This is a genomic window from Streptomyces sp. NPDC002076 (assembly GCF_053593835.1).
In genome coordinates this window covers 65,355-82,759 of sequence record NZ_JBSFDI010000020.1, presented here as the reverse complement: position 1 = coordinate 82,759, position 17,405 = coordinate 65,355, and the positions used below count along the sequence as shown (strand labels likewise).

Genomic DNA, 17,405 nt, shown 5'->3' with positions numbered 1-17,405 from the left:
AGTCGATCAGCTACACATCCGGAGGTTGATCCTCAAAGTCCACCCCTCCAATGGTCTGGTGACAAATATTTAACCGTGCCGACCCCTTCCCGCGCCCCTCCCCCGTGCACCATCCTGCTCCATCAGGACACACCAGGACCCAGGGACCCGACACGGAAGGGGCTACCCGATGGCAGTGGACGAGGGCGTTGTTCCGGCGGCGGGCGTGGCGGACGGGGAGCCGGTTCATCGGCTGAAACCCAACGCCGTTGGGCTGCTGGGGGTGGTGTTCATGGCCGTCGCCACCGCCGCGCCGATCACCGCGATGACCGGCAACGTGCCCTTCATGGTGTCGTCCGGCAACGGCATCGGGGCACCCGCGAGCTATCTCGTGGCAATGGTCGTCCTGGCAATCTTTTCCGTGGGTTTCACGTCGATGGCGAAGCACATCACGTCGACCGGCGCCTTCTACGGCTTCATCTCCTACGGCCTCGGACGGACCGCAGGTCTCGCCTCCGGACTGCTCGCGACCTTCGCGTACGTCGTCTTCGAACCGGCGCTGATCGGGATCTTCTCCACCTTCGCGACCACGACGTTGAAGGACCAGACGGGCGTGCACCTGCCCTGGTGGGCCTTCGCGATCCTGATGCTCGCGATCAACGCGACCGGCACCTGGTTCGGGGTCAGCGTCGCCGAGAAGCTCCTGGTGGTGCTGCTGGCGACCGAGGTGACCGTGCTGGCGGCGATGGCGGTGTCCGTGGCCTTCCACGGGGGTGGACCGCACGGCTTCAGCCTCGCGCCGGTCGACCCGGTCAACGCCTTCAAGGGCACGTCCGCCGGGCTCGGGCTGTTCTTCGCCTTCTGGTCCTGGGTCGGCTTCGAGTCCACCGCGATGTACGGGGAGGAGTCCCGCGACCCGAAGAAGATCATCCCGAAGGCCACGATGATCAGCGTCCTGGGCGTCGGCGTCTTCTACATCTTCGTCTCCTGGATGGCCATCACGGGCAACGGCGAGGCCGAGGCCGTGAAGGCCGCCTCCTCCGCCAACCCGCTCGCCCTGTTCTTCAACCCCACCGAGCGCTACGTCGGCCACTGGGCCGTCGACGTGATGCAGTGGCTGATGATCACCGGCTCGCTGGCCTGCGGCATGGCCTTCCACAACTGCGCCGCCCGCTATCTGTACGCCCTCGGGCGGGAGGGCATCCTGCCCTCACTGAAGAACACCGTCGGCCGCACTCATGCCCGGCACGGCTCCCCGCACATCGCGGGCCTGGTGCAGACGGTGGTGAGCACCGTACTGATCGCCGCGTTCTGGATCGCCGGCAAGGACCCGTACAACGCGCTCTACGTCCTGCTGGCCATCCTCGGCACGATGGCCATCCTGGTCGTCCAGGCCGTGTGCTCCTTCGCGGTGCTCGTCTACTTCCGCAAGCACCACCCCGAGAGCCGCCACTGGTTCCGGACCTTCACCGCCCCGCTCATCGGCGGCATCGCGATGCTCGGCGTGGTCGTCCTGCTGGTGTCCAACATGGGGGTCGCGGCGGGCGCGGAGTCCGGCTCCCTGCTGCTGAAGGCGACGCCGTGGCTGGTGGCACTGGTCGCGGCGACGGGGGTGGGCTACGCCCAGTACCTCAAGCGGCGGGCGCCCGAGCGGTATGCGCTGCTGGGGCGGACGGTGCTGGAGGAGACCAAGGAGCGCTGAGAAGGCTCAGCGGCCGTACTTCCGCTCCCGGTACACCCGCCAGCGCTCCATCATCTCCGCCACGTCCCGCTCCACGAACTCGAAGAAGTCCAGCGTCTCGGCCAGCCGGCGTCCCGCGGGGGTGTCGGCTCCGAGGCTCGAAACCCCTTCCCGCAGGGCGTCCTCCCAGCGCTTGATGATCGCCTCGCGGTTGGTGAGCGCCTGGTACCACTGGTCGCTGTGCACCCGGTACCGCTCCCGGCGCGAGCCCGGCTCGCGTTCGCGGGAGACCAGGTGGACCTGGGCGAGGTAGCGGACCGCGCCGGAGACGGCCGCCGGGCTGATCCGGAGCTGCTCGCCCAGCTCGGCAGCGGTCAGGGTGCCGTCGTCGGAGGCGAGCAGCGCGCCGAACACCCGCGAGGGCATGCGCGGCATGCCCGCCTCGACCAGCTGCGCCGCGAAGTGCTCCACGAACCGCGAGACCGACTCCGGGTCCCGCTCCGGCGTTCCTGTCCTCGACTCCGTCATGCCCTCACCCTAACCGGTATTCACGGGCTTCCTTAACTTCACAAATTTCTGAAAGAAGCGTACGTTCGGAGCCATGACGAAGGCAATCACGGTCTCCGGGCTCCACAAGTCCTTCGGCCGTACGCATGCGCTGGACGGCCTCGACCTGGACGTCGAGGCCGGTGAGGTGCACGGTTTCCTCGGCCCCAACGGCGCCGGCAAGTCGACCACGATCCGGGTGCTGCTCGGGCTGCTGCGGGCCGACGCGGGCGCCGCACAGGTGCTGGGCCGCGACCCGTGGCGGGACGCGGTGGAGGTGCACCGCAGGATCGCCTACGTGCCCGGTGACGTGACACTGTGGCGCAATCTCTCCGGCGGCGAGGTCATCGACCTCTACGGCCGCCTGCGCGGAGGGCTGGACCAGCGGCGGCGCGCCGAGCTGATCGACCGCTTCGAGCTGGACCCGACCAAGAAGGGCCGCACCTACTCCAAGGGCAACCGGCAGAAGGTCGCCCTGGTCGCCGCCTTCGCCTCGGACGTGGACCTGCTGATCCTGGACGAGCCGACCTCGGGCCTGGACCCGCTGATGGAGGAGGTCTTCCAGCGCTGTGTGGAGGAGGAGCGGGAGCGCGGCCGTACGGTCCTGCTGTCCTCGCACATCCTCAGCGAAGTCGAGGAGCTCTGCGACCGGGTCAGCATCATCCGCAAGGGGCGGACGGTGGAGAGCGGGTCGCTGGCCGACCTGCGGCATCTGACCCGGACGAGTGTGAGCGCCGAACTCGCCGGGCCGCCCAACGGGCTGGCCCACCTGCCCGGCGTGCACGACCTCGACGTCCAGGGCCACCGGGTCCGGCTCCAGGTCGACACCGACCGACTGGACGCCGTACTGCGCTCGTTGACCGCCTCCGGCGTGCGCTCGCTGACCTCGACGCCGCCGACCCTGGAAGAGCTTTTCCTGCGGCACTACCAGGACGAGCCGGACGGGGTGACGGCATGACGCGCCAACTGGCGGGGACGGGAACCCTGCTGAGGTTCGCCCTGCGCCGCGACCGCGTGCTGATCCCGGTCTGGGTCGCGGTGAACGCGCTGATGGTCCTGTCCATGCCGAACACCCTGAAGACCCTGTACGGCACCCCGGCCGCCCGCGCCGACCTGATGCACCAGATGGCGACCAACACCTCCCTGCGCGCCATGGTCGGACCCGTCTTCGACGACTCGCTCGGTGCGCTGACGGCCTGGCGGGTCGGGGTGTACGCGGGCGCCCTCGCCGCCGTGACGAGCCTGCTCGTCGTCGTACGGCACACCCGGGACGAGGAGGAGAGCGGGCGGCAGGAGCTGGTGTCCTCCGGGATGGTGGGGCACCGGGCCCCGCTCACGTCGGCCCTGCTGACGGCGGCCGTCGCGAACGCGGCCCTGTGCGTCCTGCTCGTGGCGGGGCTGGCCGGGCAGGGCGCGGCGGGTGCCCTGGCGTTCGGGCTCGGGGTGGCGGGCGTGGGCATGGTCTTCGCCACGATGGCGGCGATCGTCGCCCAGCTGACGGAGAGCGCCCGGCTGGCCCGGGGGCTGACGGCGGCCGTGCTGGGCGCGGCGTTCGTGCTGCGCGCGGCGGGCGACTCGGCGTCGGATGGGGGCTCGTCGGTGCTCACCTGGCTGTCCCCGCTGGGCTGGCTGGAGGACCTGCGCGCCTTCGCGGGCGAACGCTGGTGGGTGCTGCTGCTGTTCGCGGCGGCCATCACCCTTCAGGGTTTGGCGGCCTACGAGTTGGCCGGGCGCCGGGACATCGGCATGAGCTTCCTGCCGACCCGGCCGGGACCGGCGACCGGCCGCCTCGGCACGGCGGGCGCGCTGGCCTGGCGCCTGCAGCGCGGCAGTGTGCTCGGCTGGTCGACCGGCTTCTTCCTCGCAGGGGTCGTCTACGGCGGGATGACGGACGGTGCGGCGGGGCTCGTCGGCGACAACGCCAAGGCACGGGAGATCTTCCAGCGGATGGGCGGCCAGTCGGGGCTGACGGACGCGTTCCTCGCCGCGATGGTCGGCATGCTCGGCCTGGTCGCCGCGCTCTACGTCGTCTCCTCCGTGCTGCGGCTGAGCGGCGAGGAGACCTCCGGCCGGGCCGAACCGGTGCTGGCCGCGGCTGTGGGCCGGCTGCGCTGGGCCGCCGGCCATCTGATCATCGCCTTCGGTGGCTCGGCACTGCTGATGCTCCTGGCCGGCCTGGGCTTCGCCGTCGGCTACGGCAAGCAGATCGGCCCGGTACTGGGGGCGTGCCTGCTCCAGGTGGCCGCGGTCTGGGTGATCGGCGGGGTCGCGGTCCTGCTGTTCGGCGTGCTGCCAAGGGGCGCGGTCGCGGCGTGGGGTGTCGCCGGTGCGGTACTGCTGATCGGCTGGATCGGCCCCGCGCTGAACGCGCCGCGGGCGGTGCTGGACCTGTCCCCGTTCGGGCATCTGCCGAAGCTGCCGGGCGGGGGGATGGAGTGGGGGCCGGTGGGGGTACTGCTGGGGGTGGCCGTGGTGCTGGTGGGTGTGGGGCTCGCGGGCGTGCGGCGCCGTGATCTGGCGGGCTGAGACTCAGTCGACGTACTGCTTCAGCTCGTCGGTGTCGAGTTCGATGCCGACAGGGTCGGGGAGGGTGACCTTGCCGCCGAACGCGACCAAATGGATGTCCCGGTATCCGACCTCCGGGTCCGGGACAGTGTGCACAAGGATCGAGTGGTTGTCACGGTCGATCAGCAAGTACACCGGGATGCCCGCCTCACCGTACGCCCGGGGTTTGTCCACCCGATCCCGGTGGTGGGTGTCCGAGTCGTACGACGTGATCTCGACCGCCATCAGCACACCGTCGGGGTTGGCCCACTCACCTTGCCCGTTGAAGTAACCCACTGGTGCAAGGACGCCGTCAGGCCGGGCGCGGCCCTTCCGGTACGCCTCGACCTTCAGCCCCTGGCCTGTCGTGTTGAGGGTGAGGTCGGGCCGTGCTTCCTTGCACCGGAAAGCCAACCACATGGCGATCTCACCGTGGCTGCCGTTCGTCACCTTCTTGACCCCGATCCGTCCGTCGATGAACTCGAACCTGACGGTCTCGTCCTCGCGTTCGGCGAATTCCGCGATCCGCTCGAACACGTCCACCGACATCTGAGACGAGGTGCGCTCTGCCATAACCGTCATGGTGCCCTCCTTCGCAGGCAGGCACCAGCGTGACAAGCCACCGGCGGTCTTCGAGCGGAATCGCTCGGCGATCAGCCGAACGGGTGATCACCCCACCTCGACGCTCAGGCCCTCCAGCCCCCGGATGACCAAGTTCGGCTTCCTCTTCGGCTCCGCTGCCAGAGTCAGCGTGGGGGCCTGCTGGAGGAGGGCCGTCATCGAGGCGGCCAGTTCGATGCGGGCCAGTGGGGCGCCGATGCAGTAGTGGATGCCGGCGCTGAAGGAGATGTGCGGGTTGTCGGTGCGGGTCAGGTCCAGGCGGTCGGGGTCAGTGAAGACGGCCGGGTCGTGGTTGGCGGAGCCGAAGAGCATGGCGATCTCCGCGCCCCTCGGGATCACCGTGCCGTCGATCTCGATGTCGTCCAGCACCCAGCGTTCGAAGAGCTGGAGCGGGGTGTCGTAGCGCATCAGCTCCTCGATCGCGGACGGGATCAGGGTGTGGTCGGCGCGCAGGGCGGCCAGCTGGCCGGGGTTGCGGAACAGCGCCCACCAGCCGTTCACGGTGGCGTTGACCGTGGCCTCATGACCGGCGTTGAGCAGCAGGACCGCCGTGGAGATCATCTCCTGCTCGGTCAGCCGGTCGTCGTCCTCGTCATGGGCCGCGATCAGGCCGGAGACCAGATCCTCGCCCGGCTCCTTGCGGCGGGCCGCGATCAGCAACCGCAGATACTCCGAGAACTCCACCGAGGCCCGGACCGCCTTCGCCGCGGTCTCCTCCGACGGGTTCAGCTCGTACATCCCGCAGATGGCCGCCGACCAGGGGCGCAGCTGGGCACGGTCCGCCTCCGGGATGCCCAGCATCTCCGCGATCACCGCCACCGGCAGCGGCTCGGCCACGTCGGTCAGCAGATCACCGCCGCCGTTGTGGACCAGCGCCGCCACCAGGTCGTTCGCCAGGCCGTGCACATACGGCTTCAGCCGCTCCACCGTGCGCGGTGTGAACGCCTTCGACACCAGGCGCCGGATCCGGGTGTGGTCCGGCGGCTCCAGGTCGAGCATTCCGTGGTCGTTGAGGGTGTGGAACGGCTCGTGCTCCGGCGCGGGCGGGGTCCGCCCGAACTCCTCGTGCGAGAACCGGTGCTGATACGTCCGCCCCAGCCGACGGTCCCGCAGCAGTGCCGAGACATCCGCGTGGTGCGGGACCAGCCACTGATCGGTCGGCTCGTACCGGATCACCCGGCCGCGTGCGCGCAGCTCGGCGTAGGCCGGATACGGGTCGGCGAGAAACGCCGGGTCCCAGGGATCGAAACCGAGGTCGTCAGGGCCTGCCATGCGGGGACGCTAACGCGCCGGGCCGAGGTCTGACCAGGGGTCTCCCTTCACGGCCCCTCACCGGACCGTCACGTCCGCTCGCCGCGTACGCCCCGGCGCCTCTCCGTCAGCCCGGTGTCACCAGTCGCGCCTCGTACGCGAACACCGCGGCCTGGGTGCGGTCTCTGAGGCCGAGTTTGACCAGGATGCGGCTCACATGGGTCTTGATCGTCGACTCTGCGACCACCAGGCGTTCGGCGATCTCCGCGTTGGACAGGCCCTGGGCGATCAGGATCAGGACCTCCGTCTCGCGTTCGGTGAGGTCGCCGTAGGCCGCGTGGGCCGACGGGGCCAGGCGCGGGGGGTCCGAGAGGCGGGAGAACTCCGTGAGCAGTCGCTTGGTGACCGAGGGAGCCAGGAGGGCCTCGCCCGCGGCCACCACCCGCACGCCGTCGGCCAGTTGGCGGGCGGAGGCATCCTTCAGGAGGAAGCCGGAGGCTCCCGCGCGCAGGGCCTGGTACACATACTCGTCCAGGTCGAAGGTCGTCAGGACCAGCACCTTCGCCGCCGCGTCCGCCGCCACGATCTCCCGGGTGGCCTCGATGCCGTTCAGCTCCGGCATGCGGATGTCCATCAGGACGACGTCCGGGGCGAGTTCGCGGACCCGGTCCACCGCCTCCCTTCCGTTGACGGCCTCGCCGACGACCTCGATGTCCGGCATCGCGTTCAGCAGGACGGAGAAGCCCTCGCGGACCATCATCTGGTCGTCCGCGATCAGTACGCGGATGGTCATGCGTCCCCTTCGCTCACGACGGCCGCCGGCACCGGCAGGAACACCGTCACCTCATAGCCCCCGTCCGGCGACGGGCCCGTCGTCATCTCGCCGTTCAGCATCGACACACGCTCCCGCATGCCCGTGATGCCGTGCCCCGCGCCCGGAGAGGGTTTCACGAGGTGTGGCGCGGGCGGCGGGGTGTTGACTATGCGCAGGCCCAGGCCGCCGAGCACATAGCCGATCTCCACGCGAGCGCTCGCTCCCGGTGCGTGCCGCAGGGTGTTGCTGAGGGCCTCCTGGACGATCCGGTACGCCGACAGCTCCACGCCCTGCGGCAGTTCCCGCACCGCTCCGGTCACCGCCTTCTCCACCGTCAGGCCGGCCTTCCGCACATTGGCGAGCAGCCCGTCGAGGTCGGCCAGGGTGGGCTGGGGGGCGTCCGGCGCCTCGTAGTCCTCCGCCCGCACGACCCCGAGGACCCGGCGCAGCTCGGTCAGGGCCGCCACCGCGTTCTCCCGGATGGTGGCGAACGCCTTCTCCAGCTCCTCCGGCGGGTTCTCCACCCGGTACGGCGCGGCCTCCGCCTGGATGGCGACCACCGACATGTGGTGGGCGACCACGTCGTGCAGCTCACGGGCGATCGTCGTGCGCTCCTCCAGCAGGGTGCGGCGGGAGCGCTCGTGCTCGGTCACCGTCTGCTGGGCGGTCACCTCCTGCTGGGCCTGGCGGCGGATGTGCCGGACCGAGACGGCCAGCAGGAGCAGGGCCGACACGAGCAGCATCGGGGTGACATTGGTGTCGTAGCGGTGCCAGCCGAAGAGGCCTCCCATGACGAAGCCGTAGGCCGCGGTCATCACCCACATCGAGGCCGCGGTGCGCGGGCGGGTGCGCAGCGCGACGACCGTGAGCACCACCAGGTGGGACAGGAAACTGCCCGGCAGCCACGGCCAGTCGCTGAAGTCGGTCCGGCCGATCACGGCGGCGACCATGCTCGCGCCCAGCGAGAACCAGAACGCCCCCACCGGACGCGCCAGCGTCAGCAGCACCGGTCCCAGCGCCAGCAGCCCGCACAGCAGGGCGGCCGGCCCGGACTCGAAGGAGCCCGCAATGCTCAGGGTCATCGCCACCACGCCCAGCACGGCCACCACCACATGCGGCAGCCAGCCCGCGCCGGACACACGGCGGGCGAGCGCGCCGTCGGCGCTCCGGCGGGGCAGCGGGTCGTAGGCGAAGGCGTCCTGGAACAGGTCCTGCCGCAGCCCTCGCAAAGCGTCCGCGGCCAGCCGGAACTCCGGGCTGCGCGGCTGGCCGGCCGGGCCCGGCGGTGTCGTCTGCGTGTGCGTCGTCTGGGTCACGTACGAAACGGTAGGCGGGCGGCGGGGCACGGTCGTCACCTTGGAGACTGGTTCTCGGGCGTCCGTCTCAGGTACTACGGGTCGCCCCTTGCGGGTGTCAGCGGCCGCCGGGGCGGACCACGCCGGACTCATAGGCGAAGACCGCCGCCTGGGTGCGGTCGCGCAGACCCAGCTTCACCAGGATCCGGCTCACGTGCGTCTTCACGGTCTGCTCGGCGACGACCAGCCGCTCGGCGATCTCCGCGTTCGACAGGCCCTGCGCGATCAGGGCCAGCACCTCCGTCTCCCGCTCGGTGAGATCCCCGACGCGCTGCTTGAGCGGGGCCCGGGGGCTGCCGTCCAGACGGGAGAACTCGGCGATGAGACGGCGGGTGACAGCGGGCGCGAGGAGCGCGTCGCCCGCGGCCACCACCCGAACCGCCTCGGCCAGCTTGTCCGCGGAGGCGTCCTTGAGCAGAAAACCGGAGGCCCCGGCCCGCAGCGCCTCGTACACGTACTCGTCCAGGTCGAAGGTGGTCAGCACCAGCACCTTGATGGCGGGATGCTCCGCGGTGATCCGGCGCGTCGCCTCGATGCCGCCGAGCTCGGGCATCCGGATGTCCATCAGCACCACGTCCGGGGCCAGTTCGGCGGTCCGCACGATCGCGTCCAGACCGTCCACCGCCTGCCCGACCACCTCGATGCCGGGCTGGGCGCCGAGCAGCACGCTGAAACCCTGCCGGACCATCTCCTGGTCGTCGGCGATGAGTACACGGATGGGACCGGCGCCGCTCGTCATGGGTGCTGTTCTCCTGTCGGGGGCTCGTGCGGGTACGGGTCAGGTGTGGAGCCGGGTGGCAGCCGGCGCCGGAACGCGGCGGGCAGGGCGAGGTCGGTCGGCACCGGGGTGCCGTCACGCGGCAGGAACGCGGTCACCCGGAAGCCGCCTCCCCGCTCCCCCGTGGCGACGACATGCCCGCCCAGCATGGCCGCCCGCTCCCGCATGCCGAGCAGACCGTGCCCGCTGCCCGGGGACGGCAGGGCCGGACGGCTGGGCCGGGAGTTGGTGATGTCCAGGCAGATCCCGTGGGCGTGGTGGACGACCACCACGTCGACCTTCGCGCCCGGGGCGTGCCGCAGGACGTTGCTCAGGGCCTCCTGGACGATCCGGTACGCCGACAGCTCCACGCCCGGCGGATAGCCGCGGGGCTCGCCCTCCACCGTCTTGACCACGTCCAGGCCGGCCGCCCTGGTGTTCTCCATCAGGGCGTCCAGGCGGGCGAGGTTCGGCTGCGGGGCGTCGGGGGCCGGGCCGGTGCCGGGGGCGGACAGCCGGTGGGTCTCCTCGACGGCCTCCGGGTCGTCCGGGCCCTCCGACCGCAGCACCCCGAGGACCCGGCGCAGCTCGGTCAGGGCCTCCAGGGCGTTGTTGCGGATGCCGGCGAGGTTCTCCTTGAGCTCCTCGGAGGGGTTCTCCACCAGGTGGGGGGCCACCTGGGCCTGGATCGAGATCACCGACATGTGGTGGGCGACCACGTCGTGCAGTTCGCGGGCTATACGGCTGCGCTCCTCCAGGAGTGTGCGCCGGGCCCGTTCCTCGGCGGTGATCGTCGTCTGCTGGACCAGTTCTTTACGGGCCTCGCTACGGCTGCGCAGGGCCGCGCCGATGACGGCGGCGATCGCGAACAGGCCGACGGCGACGGTGCCTGTCGGGGAGTAGCGCTGCGCCCCCAGGCCGCCCTCCACGACGGCGGTCACCAGGGCGGTCGTCACGAGCGCGGCAACCGTCCCGCGGAACCGGACGCGCAGAGCGAGGAGCACCAGGACGGCCATGTGGGCCAGCAGGACGGGCGTGGCCCAGGGCCAGCCGGGGCTGGGCAGCCGAAGCAGCGGTGCCATCAGCTGTTGGCGGGCCAGCAGCGCGGTGGCGAGGGCGGCGGCCAGGGACAGGGCCCAGGCGGGCACCGGCCGCCAGAGGGCCAGGACGACGGCGGCGGCCTGGAGGAACGTGCCGAGGAACGCCACGGCCGTGGTGAAGCCGTAGCTGTTGGTCAGGTCCTCGCCGCCGCCGAGGGCGATGCCGAGGGCGAGGTAGCCGACGAGCAGGTAGGTGAGCAGGCGGATCCAGCGGTGCCGGGAGAAGGGGGGTGAGTTCGGCGACGGGTTCTCGCCGAGCCAGCTCCGAAGGCGGCGCAGGGTGGTCCTGGGGGTGGACGGGCTGTCGGTGGCGGGTGCGTTCTCGGGTGCGGGTGTCCCCTGGGGGTTCTCACCGTCGGCGGCCGCGGGCTTCACGAGGTCAACACTAGGCATTGCGGGGTTTCTTCGCTGGGGGCAGATGGCCGCGGACCACATGGGACCTGCGGTTTCGCGGGCGGCGAGGGCCCTGTTCGTGGTGGCGGAAGGCCGTCCAGCACAGGGCGAGGGCCAGGGCGAAGACCGGAAGCCAGGCGAGGCGGTACGGCACCCAGAGCACGGAGTCCGGTGAGGTGTGCAGGCCGGGCAGCCGGCCGGCCAGGAGGCCCGTGGCCGTCGTGGCCATCATGGCCGTCTGATGCCACAGGTAGATCGTCATCGCGGAGAGGTTGACCAGGGCCACCGCCGCCCAGAGCAGCGGGCGGGTCATCGCGCGGCGCAGCCGGTCGCGCAGGAGGAGCGCGAGACCGCACTGGGCCAGGCCGAAGGTGACGGCCGCCAGGGTCGGGGGGTCGAGGTTGGAGATCCTCGCGCCGGGGACGCCGACCATGGACGCCGGGTAGCCCGCGCAGCCGACGAGGACGGCCGTGGCCGCCGTACCGCCGAGGAGCAGGATCCGGGCCGCACGGCGGCTGTCCAGCTCACCCCGGGTCCAGGCCGCGCCCAGGGTGTAGGGGACCAGCCAGCCCGCCGGGAGGTTCAGCCAGCCGAGCCAGGACGGGCCGGTGTGCAGGCCGAAGCGGATCAGGTCCACGTGCAGGACGACAGCGAGGGGCCAGAGCGGGTTGAGGCGGGTGAGGAGCGGGGTGGCGGCCGTCAGGGCGGCGAAGACCAGCAGGAACCACAGCGGTGACAGGGCGAGCTTGAGCAGGGCCTCGATCGTGGCGAGCGGGGTGCCGGTGAGGGGGAGAGCCGTGGCGGCCACCGCCCACAGGCACAGGAGTGCGGCAACCGGGCGCAGGAGGCGGGTCAGGCGGGCGCGCAGCCAGGAGCCGTAGGTCCCGCCTCTGTCCTGGGCGGTGGCGAGGCTTCGGGTCGCCACGTGGCCGCCGACCAGGAAGAACACGGCCAGGGTCTGGAACAGCCAGGAGATCGGGGCCAGCCAGGGCATGTGCTGCAGCGGGCTCGTGGTGTGCAGGCCGCCGTCGCCGGCCACGAGTGCGGTCACCAGCCAGTGGCCGAGGACGACGCCGAGGATCGCGATGGCTCGCAGGGCGTCCACTGCACGGTCGCGGGAGGCGGGGGTGAGGGCTTCGAGGTTGCGGGCGGATCGGCGGAGGGTGCGGGTCGGCTGCGGCGGGATCGTGCGGGAGGCCGCAGTGAGCCGCGACGCAGGGGAAGCCGTGCCGGAGGCCGTCGTGGGGTGGGGGATGCGGGATGTGTTTGCGTCAGGCATGGGGCGCCTCCGGGGGATCGCCGAGGGTGATCCGGGCCAGGTTGGCGAGGGAGGCCGAGCCCGGGGTGAAGTAACCGCTGTGGTCGGCGCCGCCCGCGTCGAAGACCCGGGCGCCGAAGGCGTGGGAGACCGGGTCGGTGCCGAAGCCGACGGTGGTGCCGAAGAAGGTGGTCCTGGCGTGCGGCACATCCGCGATCCAGTCCTCGCTGCCGCGGGCCGCCCAGACCCTTGCGCGGGTGTGCAGGGCCGCGACGGAGTCGGCGCCGGTGCCGGGGCTGCCGACCAGGACGATGTCGTCGGCGTCCAGGCCTCGGGCGGCAAGGCCGCAGACGACCGTGCCGTAGGAGTGGCACAGCAGGGACAGGTGCGCCTGCGGTTTCGTCGCGGCGCTCAGCCGGCGTACGAAGGTGCGCAGGTGAGGGGCGGCCTCCTTGGCGCGGGTCGTCGTGGTCACCGTGGTGCTGACGGTGGCCGGTGTCTCGTAGCCGAGCCAGGCGACGACCGCGGTGCGGGTGCCTCGGGGCGCGCGGTGGGTGAGGTCGGCGTACAGGGCCGCGGCCGCCTTGTGGAAGCGGGCGTAGGTGTCCAGGGAGGTGTCCGAGCCGGGCACCAGAACGGCGATGTCGTCGGCGTGGGCGAGGTCGCCGAGCACCTCCGTGGCTTGGCCGGCGCCTCGGCCGTCGAAGCTGAGGAGATGGCGGGACGGGGCGGCCAGGGTGCGGTCGGCGGCGGCGCGGTGGGTGTCGCCGTGCGCGGCGGCCATGTCGGCGGCGCGGGTGGCGTCGGCTCGGTTGGCGGCGTAGGTCGTCTGGAGGGTCGTCGCCGTGAGCGGGGGCAGGGTGGCGGGTGCCGGTGCGGGGATCTGGGGGCGTGCGGCGCCGGAGAGGGGTGCGGCTATGGCTGCGGCGAGGAGGGCGGCGAGGAGGGTGCGGCACCACTTTCGGGTGCGGGCGCGGGGCGCCTTCGGCGGGATTCGGGTTCGCGCCCGCACCACCCGTGACAGTTTCGTCGTCGGGTGCGGGAGGCCCTCGTGGGGCGGAAACGCCGTCGGCGGCTGCGGGGTCGTGGGCAGGGAGTCCGACCCCGTGGGCAGCTGCCGGTCCGCGGAGAGGGAGGCACCGTACGTCGGTTCCTGCGGGCGGCCCTCGTGGGGCGGAAACGCCGTCGGTGGCTGTGGGTGGGTGGTCTCGTGGGTGTGCCCCATGGGCGGGCTTCCTTTCAGATTGCCCGGCCATCGGGCTTGTCTGACAAGGAAGTTATGGATCGGGGGGAGTCGTCGGCGTCCCGCCAGGGAGCTGTTCTGCGGGGTAGCTCTCAGGTACTACGGGTATGACCGGGGCCGACCCGCAGGGGTGGGGCGGCGTACCGCCCCTGCTACCACGCCAGTTGCGCGATCTCCTCCGCCACCACCGCGCACGCGTCCGCCGCCGGGTCGATGAGCGGGAAGTGGCCGACGTCCTCCAGCAGGGTCAGGCCCACCACCTCGCCGGCCTTCGCCGCCGCGTCCGCGTACGACTCGGCCACCGCCTGCGGCACCACCAGGTCCCTACGGCCCTGGACGAGCGTCGTCGCGATGCCCGTCGGGAGGAGCAGGACGGGGTCGGCGTAGGGGCGGCGCTCGGCGAAGGTGTCGTATCCGCCCAGGAGTTGCAGGCTCGCGTTGCCGCAGACGTCCAGCTTCTCCGCCACCTCGAAGTCCGCGATCGGGGCCAGAGCCACGACACCCCGCAGGGAAGCCGGGCTGTCGGTGCGCCAGCCGCTGTCCGGGGGCAGGAGGTGGCGGGCCGCCGCCCACAGGGCGAGGTGGCCGCCGGCCGAGTGGCCCGTCACCACCGTGCGGCGGAGGTCGGCCTGCGGGAGCGCCTCCCGGGCCAGGGCGGGCAGCGCGTCCAGGGCGGCCGCGATGTCGTCGAAGGTGTCGGGCCAGCGGCCGGCCGGAGGAGCGGCGTCGCCGCCGTCACCCCTGTTCTGCGCGGGGATCAGCAGGTCACCGCCGCGCCGGTACTCGACGTTGGCCACGGCGAAGCCACGGCGGGCCAGATAGTCCGCGAAGGGAGTGATGTGGCGGCGGTCGTAGCGGGCGCGCCAGGCGCCGCCGTGCAGGACCACGACCAGCGGGGCCAGGGAGTCCGCAGCGGTCCGGGGCGCGTAGAAGTCGATCACCTGGTCGGGATGGCTGCCGTACGCGGAGGTGACGTCGGGGTCGACCGGCGGGTGCGAGAAGGCCGACTCCTCTTCGGCGGCGGCGCGGGCTGCTGCGGCGTCGTCCGGCATGCTCCAACCTCTCAGCGATGGAACCTTTTTGGCGCCTGGTGGACCAGGTGGGGAATTTTCGTTCGCCGTTGGCGGGACCGTATCAGGCCGGTGACATGCGGGGACATGGGGATGTCACGCAGGGTGAGGAATAAACGGTTCTGTAGGCAAAGGCCCGGGAGGCCTGGGAGGCCTGGGGAGAGGGCGCCCCTCCCCTTACGGCCCCCCAGGCCCCGCCCCTCCCCTACGCCAGTTCCTCGCCCAGGATCCGCGCCGCCCGCTCCGCCTCGCCGAAGCCGACGTACAGCGGGGTGAAGCCGAAGCGGAGGACGTCGGGGTGGCGGAAGTCGCCCACGACACCCCGGGCGATCAGGCGTTTCATCACCTCGCCCGCGTCACCGCAGCGCAGGGCGACCTGGCTGCCGCGTTCCTCGGGCCGTTCCGGGGTCACGGACTCCACCCGCCCCGGCTCGGTGTACGCGCGCACGCACCGCAGGAAGAAGTCCGTCAGCGCGAGGGACTTGGCGCGGACGGCGGAGACGGACACGTCGTCCCAGACGTCCAAGGCCGCCTCCAGGGCCAGCATGGACAGGATGTCCGGGGTGCCCACACGGCCGCGCAGGGCGCCCGGCGCCGCGGTGTACGACGGGCTCATGCCGAAGGGGTCGGTGTGCGAGTTCCAGCCGGGCAGCGGGGAGTCGAAGCGGGGCTGGAGATCCCGACGGACGTACAGGTACGCCGGTGAACCCGGGCCGCCGTTCAGGTACTTGTAGGTGCAGCCGACCGCCAGGTCGACCCCGTGCTCGTCCAGGCCCACCTCCAACGCGCCCGCGCTGTGGCACAGGTCCCAGACCGCGAGGGCGCCGGCAGCGTGGATCGCGGACGTGAGGGACGGCAGGTCGTGCAGGCGGCCCGTGCGGTAGTCGACGTGGTTGAGGAGGACCGCCGCCGTACGGCCGCTCAACTCCCCCGGCACCTCGTCCGGCGTCACCGCCCGCAGGGTACGCCCGGTCAGGCGGGCCGCCGACTCGGCGATGTAACCGTCGGTGGGGAAGGTGGTGGCGTCCACCAGGATCTCGGTGCGGTCCTCGTCCGCCATCCGTACGGCGGCCACAAGTGCCTTGAACACATTGACACTTGTGGAGTCGCCCACGACGATCTGCCCGGCCGCCGCGCCGACCAGCGGGGCGATCCGGTCGCCGATCCGCTCCGGCGCGGTCCACCAGCCACTCTCCTCCCAGGAGCGGATGCGCAGTTCGCCCCACTGGCGGCGGACCACGTCGGCCACCCGGTCCGGGACGTTCGCGGGGAGCGCGCCGAGCGAGTTGCCGTCCAGGTAGATCACATCGTCCAGGACGAAACGGGAACGCAGCGGGGCGAGCTCGTCCGCCGCGTCCAGCTTCTCTGCCTCCAGAGCCAGTTCAGACATGGGACCTCGCCGTCCACAGCTCCGGGAACACGTTCTTGCGGGCCCGCTTCTCCAGCCAGGCCACGCCGGCCGAGCCGCCCGTGCCGGGCTTGGCGCCCATCGCGCGGCGGGTGGCCACCAGGTGGTCGTTGCGCCAGCGCCAGACCAGTTCGGCCACGTCGGTCAACGCCTCGCCCAGCCGGGCCAGTTCGGCGTCCTCGTCGCCGGAGTAGATCGCCGTCCAGGCCTGCTCGACCGCGTCGGAGGGCTCGTAGCGCTGCGAGACGTCCCGGTGCAGGACGGACCCGGGGACCGGGTGCCCGCGCCGGGCCAGCAGCCGCAGCACCTCGTCGTACAGGCTCGGCTCGTGCAGCGCCTTCTCCAGCTCCGCGTGCGCGCGGGGGGCGCCGCGGTGCGGTACGAGCATGGACGCGGACTTCTCGCCGAGCAGGAACTCCAGGCGCCGGTACATCGCCGACTGGAAGCCGGAGCCCTCGCCGAGGGCGGAGCGGTACGAGTTGAACTGCGCCGGGGTGAGCTGGCCGAGGGGCTTCCAGGAGGCGTTGAGGGCCTCCAGTTCCCGTACGGAACGCTTCAGCGCGGCGATCGCGGTCGGTACGTCGTCGCCGCGCAGGGCGGCCGCGGCCGTCTCCCACTCATGAACGATGACGGTGAACCACAGCTCCATGACCTGGGTCGTGACCAGGAAGACCATCTCTCCGGGATCGTCGGAGAGGGTGTGCTGGAGGTGGGTGAGCACGTCCGCCCTGACGTAGTCCTCGTACGGCGTCGTGCCCGCGAAATCGAGATGCGGAGTCTCGGGCTCCTGAGTCTCCAAGGACTGCTGAGCCGGTTGGGACATCGCTGTCTCCTGTTATAGCTCCGGGTAGCGGTCCGCCCCTGCCGATGCCGGCACGGGGGCCCCGGTCCCCACCCGGCATCCTCCGCAATGGGCCCCCGATACGGCAAGGCCCGTCCGTTGCCAGACGGGCCACACCGGTGCCGCGCGGCTAGCCGAGGGTCTGGGCCGCCGTCGGGGAGGAGTCCTTCAGGAACTGCGAGCAGCGCTCGTACTCCCCCTGCTCGCCGATCGCCTGCGCGGCGCGGGCGAGGGCGTGCAGGGCGCGCAGGAAGCCGCGGTTCGGCTCGTGCTCCCAGGGGACCGGGCCGTGGCCCTTCCAGCCGTTGCGGCGCAGGGCGTCCAGGCCGCGGTGGTAGCCGGTACGGGCATAGGCGTACGACTCCACGACCGCGCCGCGCTCGAACGCCTCGTCGGCCAGCTGGGCCCAGGCGAGGGAGGAGGTGGGGTACTTGGCGGCGACGGCCGCGGGCGCGGTGCCGGCCGCGAGCTGCTCGCGGGGCTCGGGGTCGTCGGGCAGATGGGTGGGGGGCGGACCGCCGAGAAGGTTTTCGTGAATCGTCAT

Annotated in this window: 16 protein-coding genes; 3 read left to right on the top strand and 13 right to left on the bottom strand. The window is 71.8% G+C overall.

Features of this window, described 5'->3' with window-relative positions:
- The first annotated feature begins 169 nt into the window (after positions 1-169).
- Positions 170-1,681 (top strand): APC family permease, encoded by a 1,512-nt coding sequence (locus tag ACWCQS_RS33925; protein WP_451008014.1) that lies wholly within the window; start codon positions 170-172, stop codon positions 1,679-1,681.
- Positions 1,682-1,687: 6 nt separating this feature from the next.
- On the opposite strand, the gene ACWCQS_RS33920 is transcribed toward ACWCQS_RS33925, so the two are convergent.
- A complete protein-coding gene (locus ACWCQS_RS33920; protein ID WP_451008013.1) occupies positions 1,688-2,188 on the bottom strand; it encodes a GbsR/MarR family transcriptional regulator in 501 nt (166 codons plus the stop codon).
- A 73-nt stretch (positions 2,189-2,261) separates the two neighbouring features.
- Here ACWCQS_RS33920 and ACWCQS_RS33915 point away from each other — a divergent pair, with 73 nt between their 5' ends.
- Both ACWCQS_RS33915 and ACWCQS_RS33910 read left to right on the top strand, forming a co-directional pair.
- Complete coding sequence (locus ACWCQS_RS33915; protein WP_451008012.1) at positions 2,262-3,164, top strand: ABC transporter ATP-binding protein; 903 nt, start codon at positions 2,262-2,264, stop codon at positions 3,162-3,164.
- The gene (locus ACWCQS_RS33910) at positions 3,161-4,732 is read left to right on the top strand and encodes an ABC transporter permease (protein WP_451008011.1); all 1,572 of its coding nucleotides are present in this window, start codon (positions 3,161-3,163) and stop codon (positions 4,730-4,732) included. Before ACWCQS_RS33915 ends, ACWCQS_RS33910 begins: the two co-directional genes overlap by 4 nt.
- 3 nt (positions 4,733-4,735) lie before the next feature.
- Here the strand turns inward: ACWCQS_RS33910 and ACWCQS_RS33905 are convergent, their stop codons facing one another.
- From ACWCQS_RS33905 to ACWCQS_RS33850, 12 genes are all read right to left on the bottom strand, one after another.
- Positions 4,736-5,332, bottom strand: coding sequence for a Uma2 family endonuclease (locus ACWCQS_RS33905; protein ID WP_451008010.1), 597 nt, complete (start codon positions 5,330-5,332; stop codon positions 4,736-4,738).
- Positions 5,333-5,419: 87 nt separating this feature from the next.
- Positions 5,420-6,643, bottom strand: a complete 1,224-nt coding sequence (locus ACWCQS_RS33900) for a cytochrome P450 (protein WP_451008009.1) — start codon at positions 6,641-6,643, stop codon at positions 5,420-5,422.
- 106 nt (positions 6,644-6,749) lie between these two features.
- Entirely contained in the window at positions 6,750-7,415 is a 666-nt protein-coding gene (locus ACWCQS_RS33895; protein WP_450983740.1) for a response regulator, read from the bottom strand.
- Positions 7,412-8,752: a sensor histidine kinase gene (locus tag ACWCQS_RS33890; RefSeq protein WP_451008008.1), complete on the bottom strand. Its 1,341-nt coding sequence runs from the start codon at positions 8,750-8,752 to the stop codon at positions 7,412-7,414. The genes ACWCQS_RS33895 and ACWCQS_RS33890 overlap by 4 nt, the downstream gene beginning before the upstream one ends.
- Positions 8,753-8,849: 97 nt before the next feature.
- On the bottom strand, positions 8,850-9,530 hold the full coding sequence (locus tag ACWCQS_RS33885) for a response regulator (protein ID WP_451008007.1): 681 nt from the start codon (positions 9,528-9,530) through the stop codon (positions 8,850-8,852).
- A complete protein-coding gene (locus ACWCQS_RS33880; RefSeq protein ID WP_451008006.1) occupies positions 9,527-11,041 on the bottom strand; it encodes a sensor histidine kinase in 1,515 nt (504 codons plus the stop codon). Before ACWCQS_RS33880 ends, ACWCQS_RS33885 begins: the two co-directional genes overlap by 4 nt.
- Positions 11,034-12,320, bottom strand: a complete 1,287-nt coding sequence (locus tag ACWCQS_RS33875) for an acyltransferase family protein (RefSeq protein WP_451008005.1) — start codon at positions 12,318-12,320, stop codon at positions 11,034-11,036. Before ACWCQS_RS33875 ends, ACWCQS_RS33880 begins: the two co-directional genes overlap by 8 nt.
- A complete protein-coding gene (locus tag ACWCQS_RS33870; protein ID WP_451008004.1) occupies positions 12,313-13,524 on the bottom strand; it encodes an alpha/beta hydrolase in 1,212 nt (403 codons plus the stop codon). The genes ACWCQS_RS33875 and ACWCQS_RS33870 overlap by 8 nt, the downstream gene beginning before the upstream one ends.
- Positions 13,525-13,694: 170 nt before the next feature.
- Entirely contained in the window at positions 13,695-14,594 is a 900-nt protein-coding gene (locus tag ACWCQS_RS33865) for an alpha/beta hydrolase (protein WP_451008003.1), read from the bottom strand.
- A 223-nt stretch (positions 14,595-14,817) separates the two neighbouring features.
- On the bottom strand, positions 14,818-16,002 hold the full coding sequence (gene kynU, locus ACWCQS_RS33860; protein ID WP_451008002.1) for a kynureninase: 1,185 nt from the start codon (positions 16,000-16,002) through the stop codon (positions 14,818-14,820).
- Positions 15,995-16,843, bottom strand: coding sequence for a tryptophan 2,3-dioxygenase family protein (locus ACWCQS_RS33855; protein ID WP_388623392.1), 849 nt, complete (start codon positions 16,841-16,843; stop codon positions 15,995-15,997). The genes kynU and ACWCQS_RS33855 overlap by 8 nt, the downstream gene beginning before the upstream one ends.
- A 148-nt stretch (positions 16,844-16,991) precedes the next feature.
- A complete protein-coding gene (locus ACWCQS_RS33850) occupies positions 16,992-17,405 on the bottom strand; it encodes a DUF3151 domain-containing protein (RefSeq protein WP_451008001.1) in 414 nt (137 codons plus the stop codon).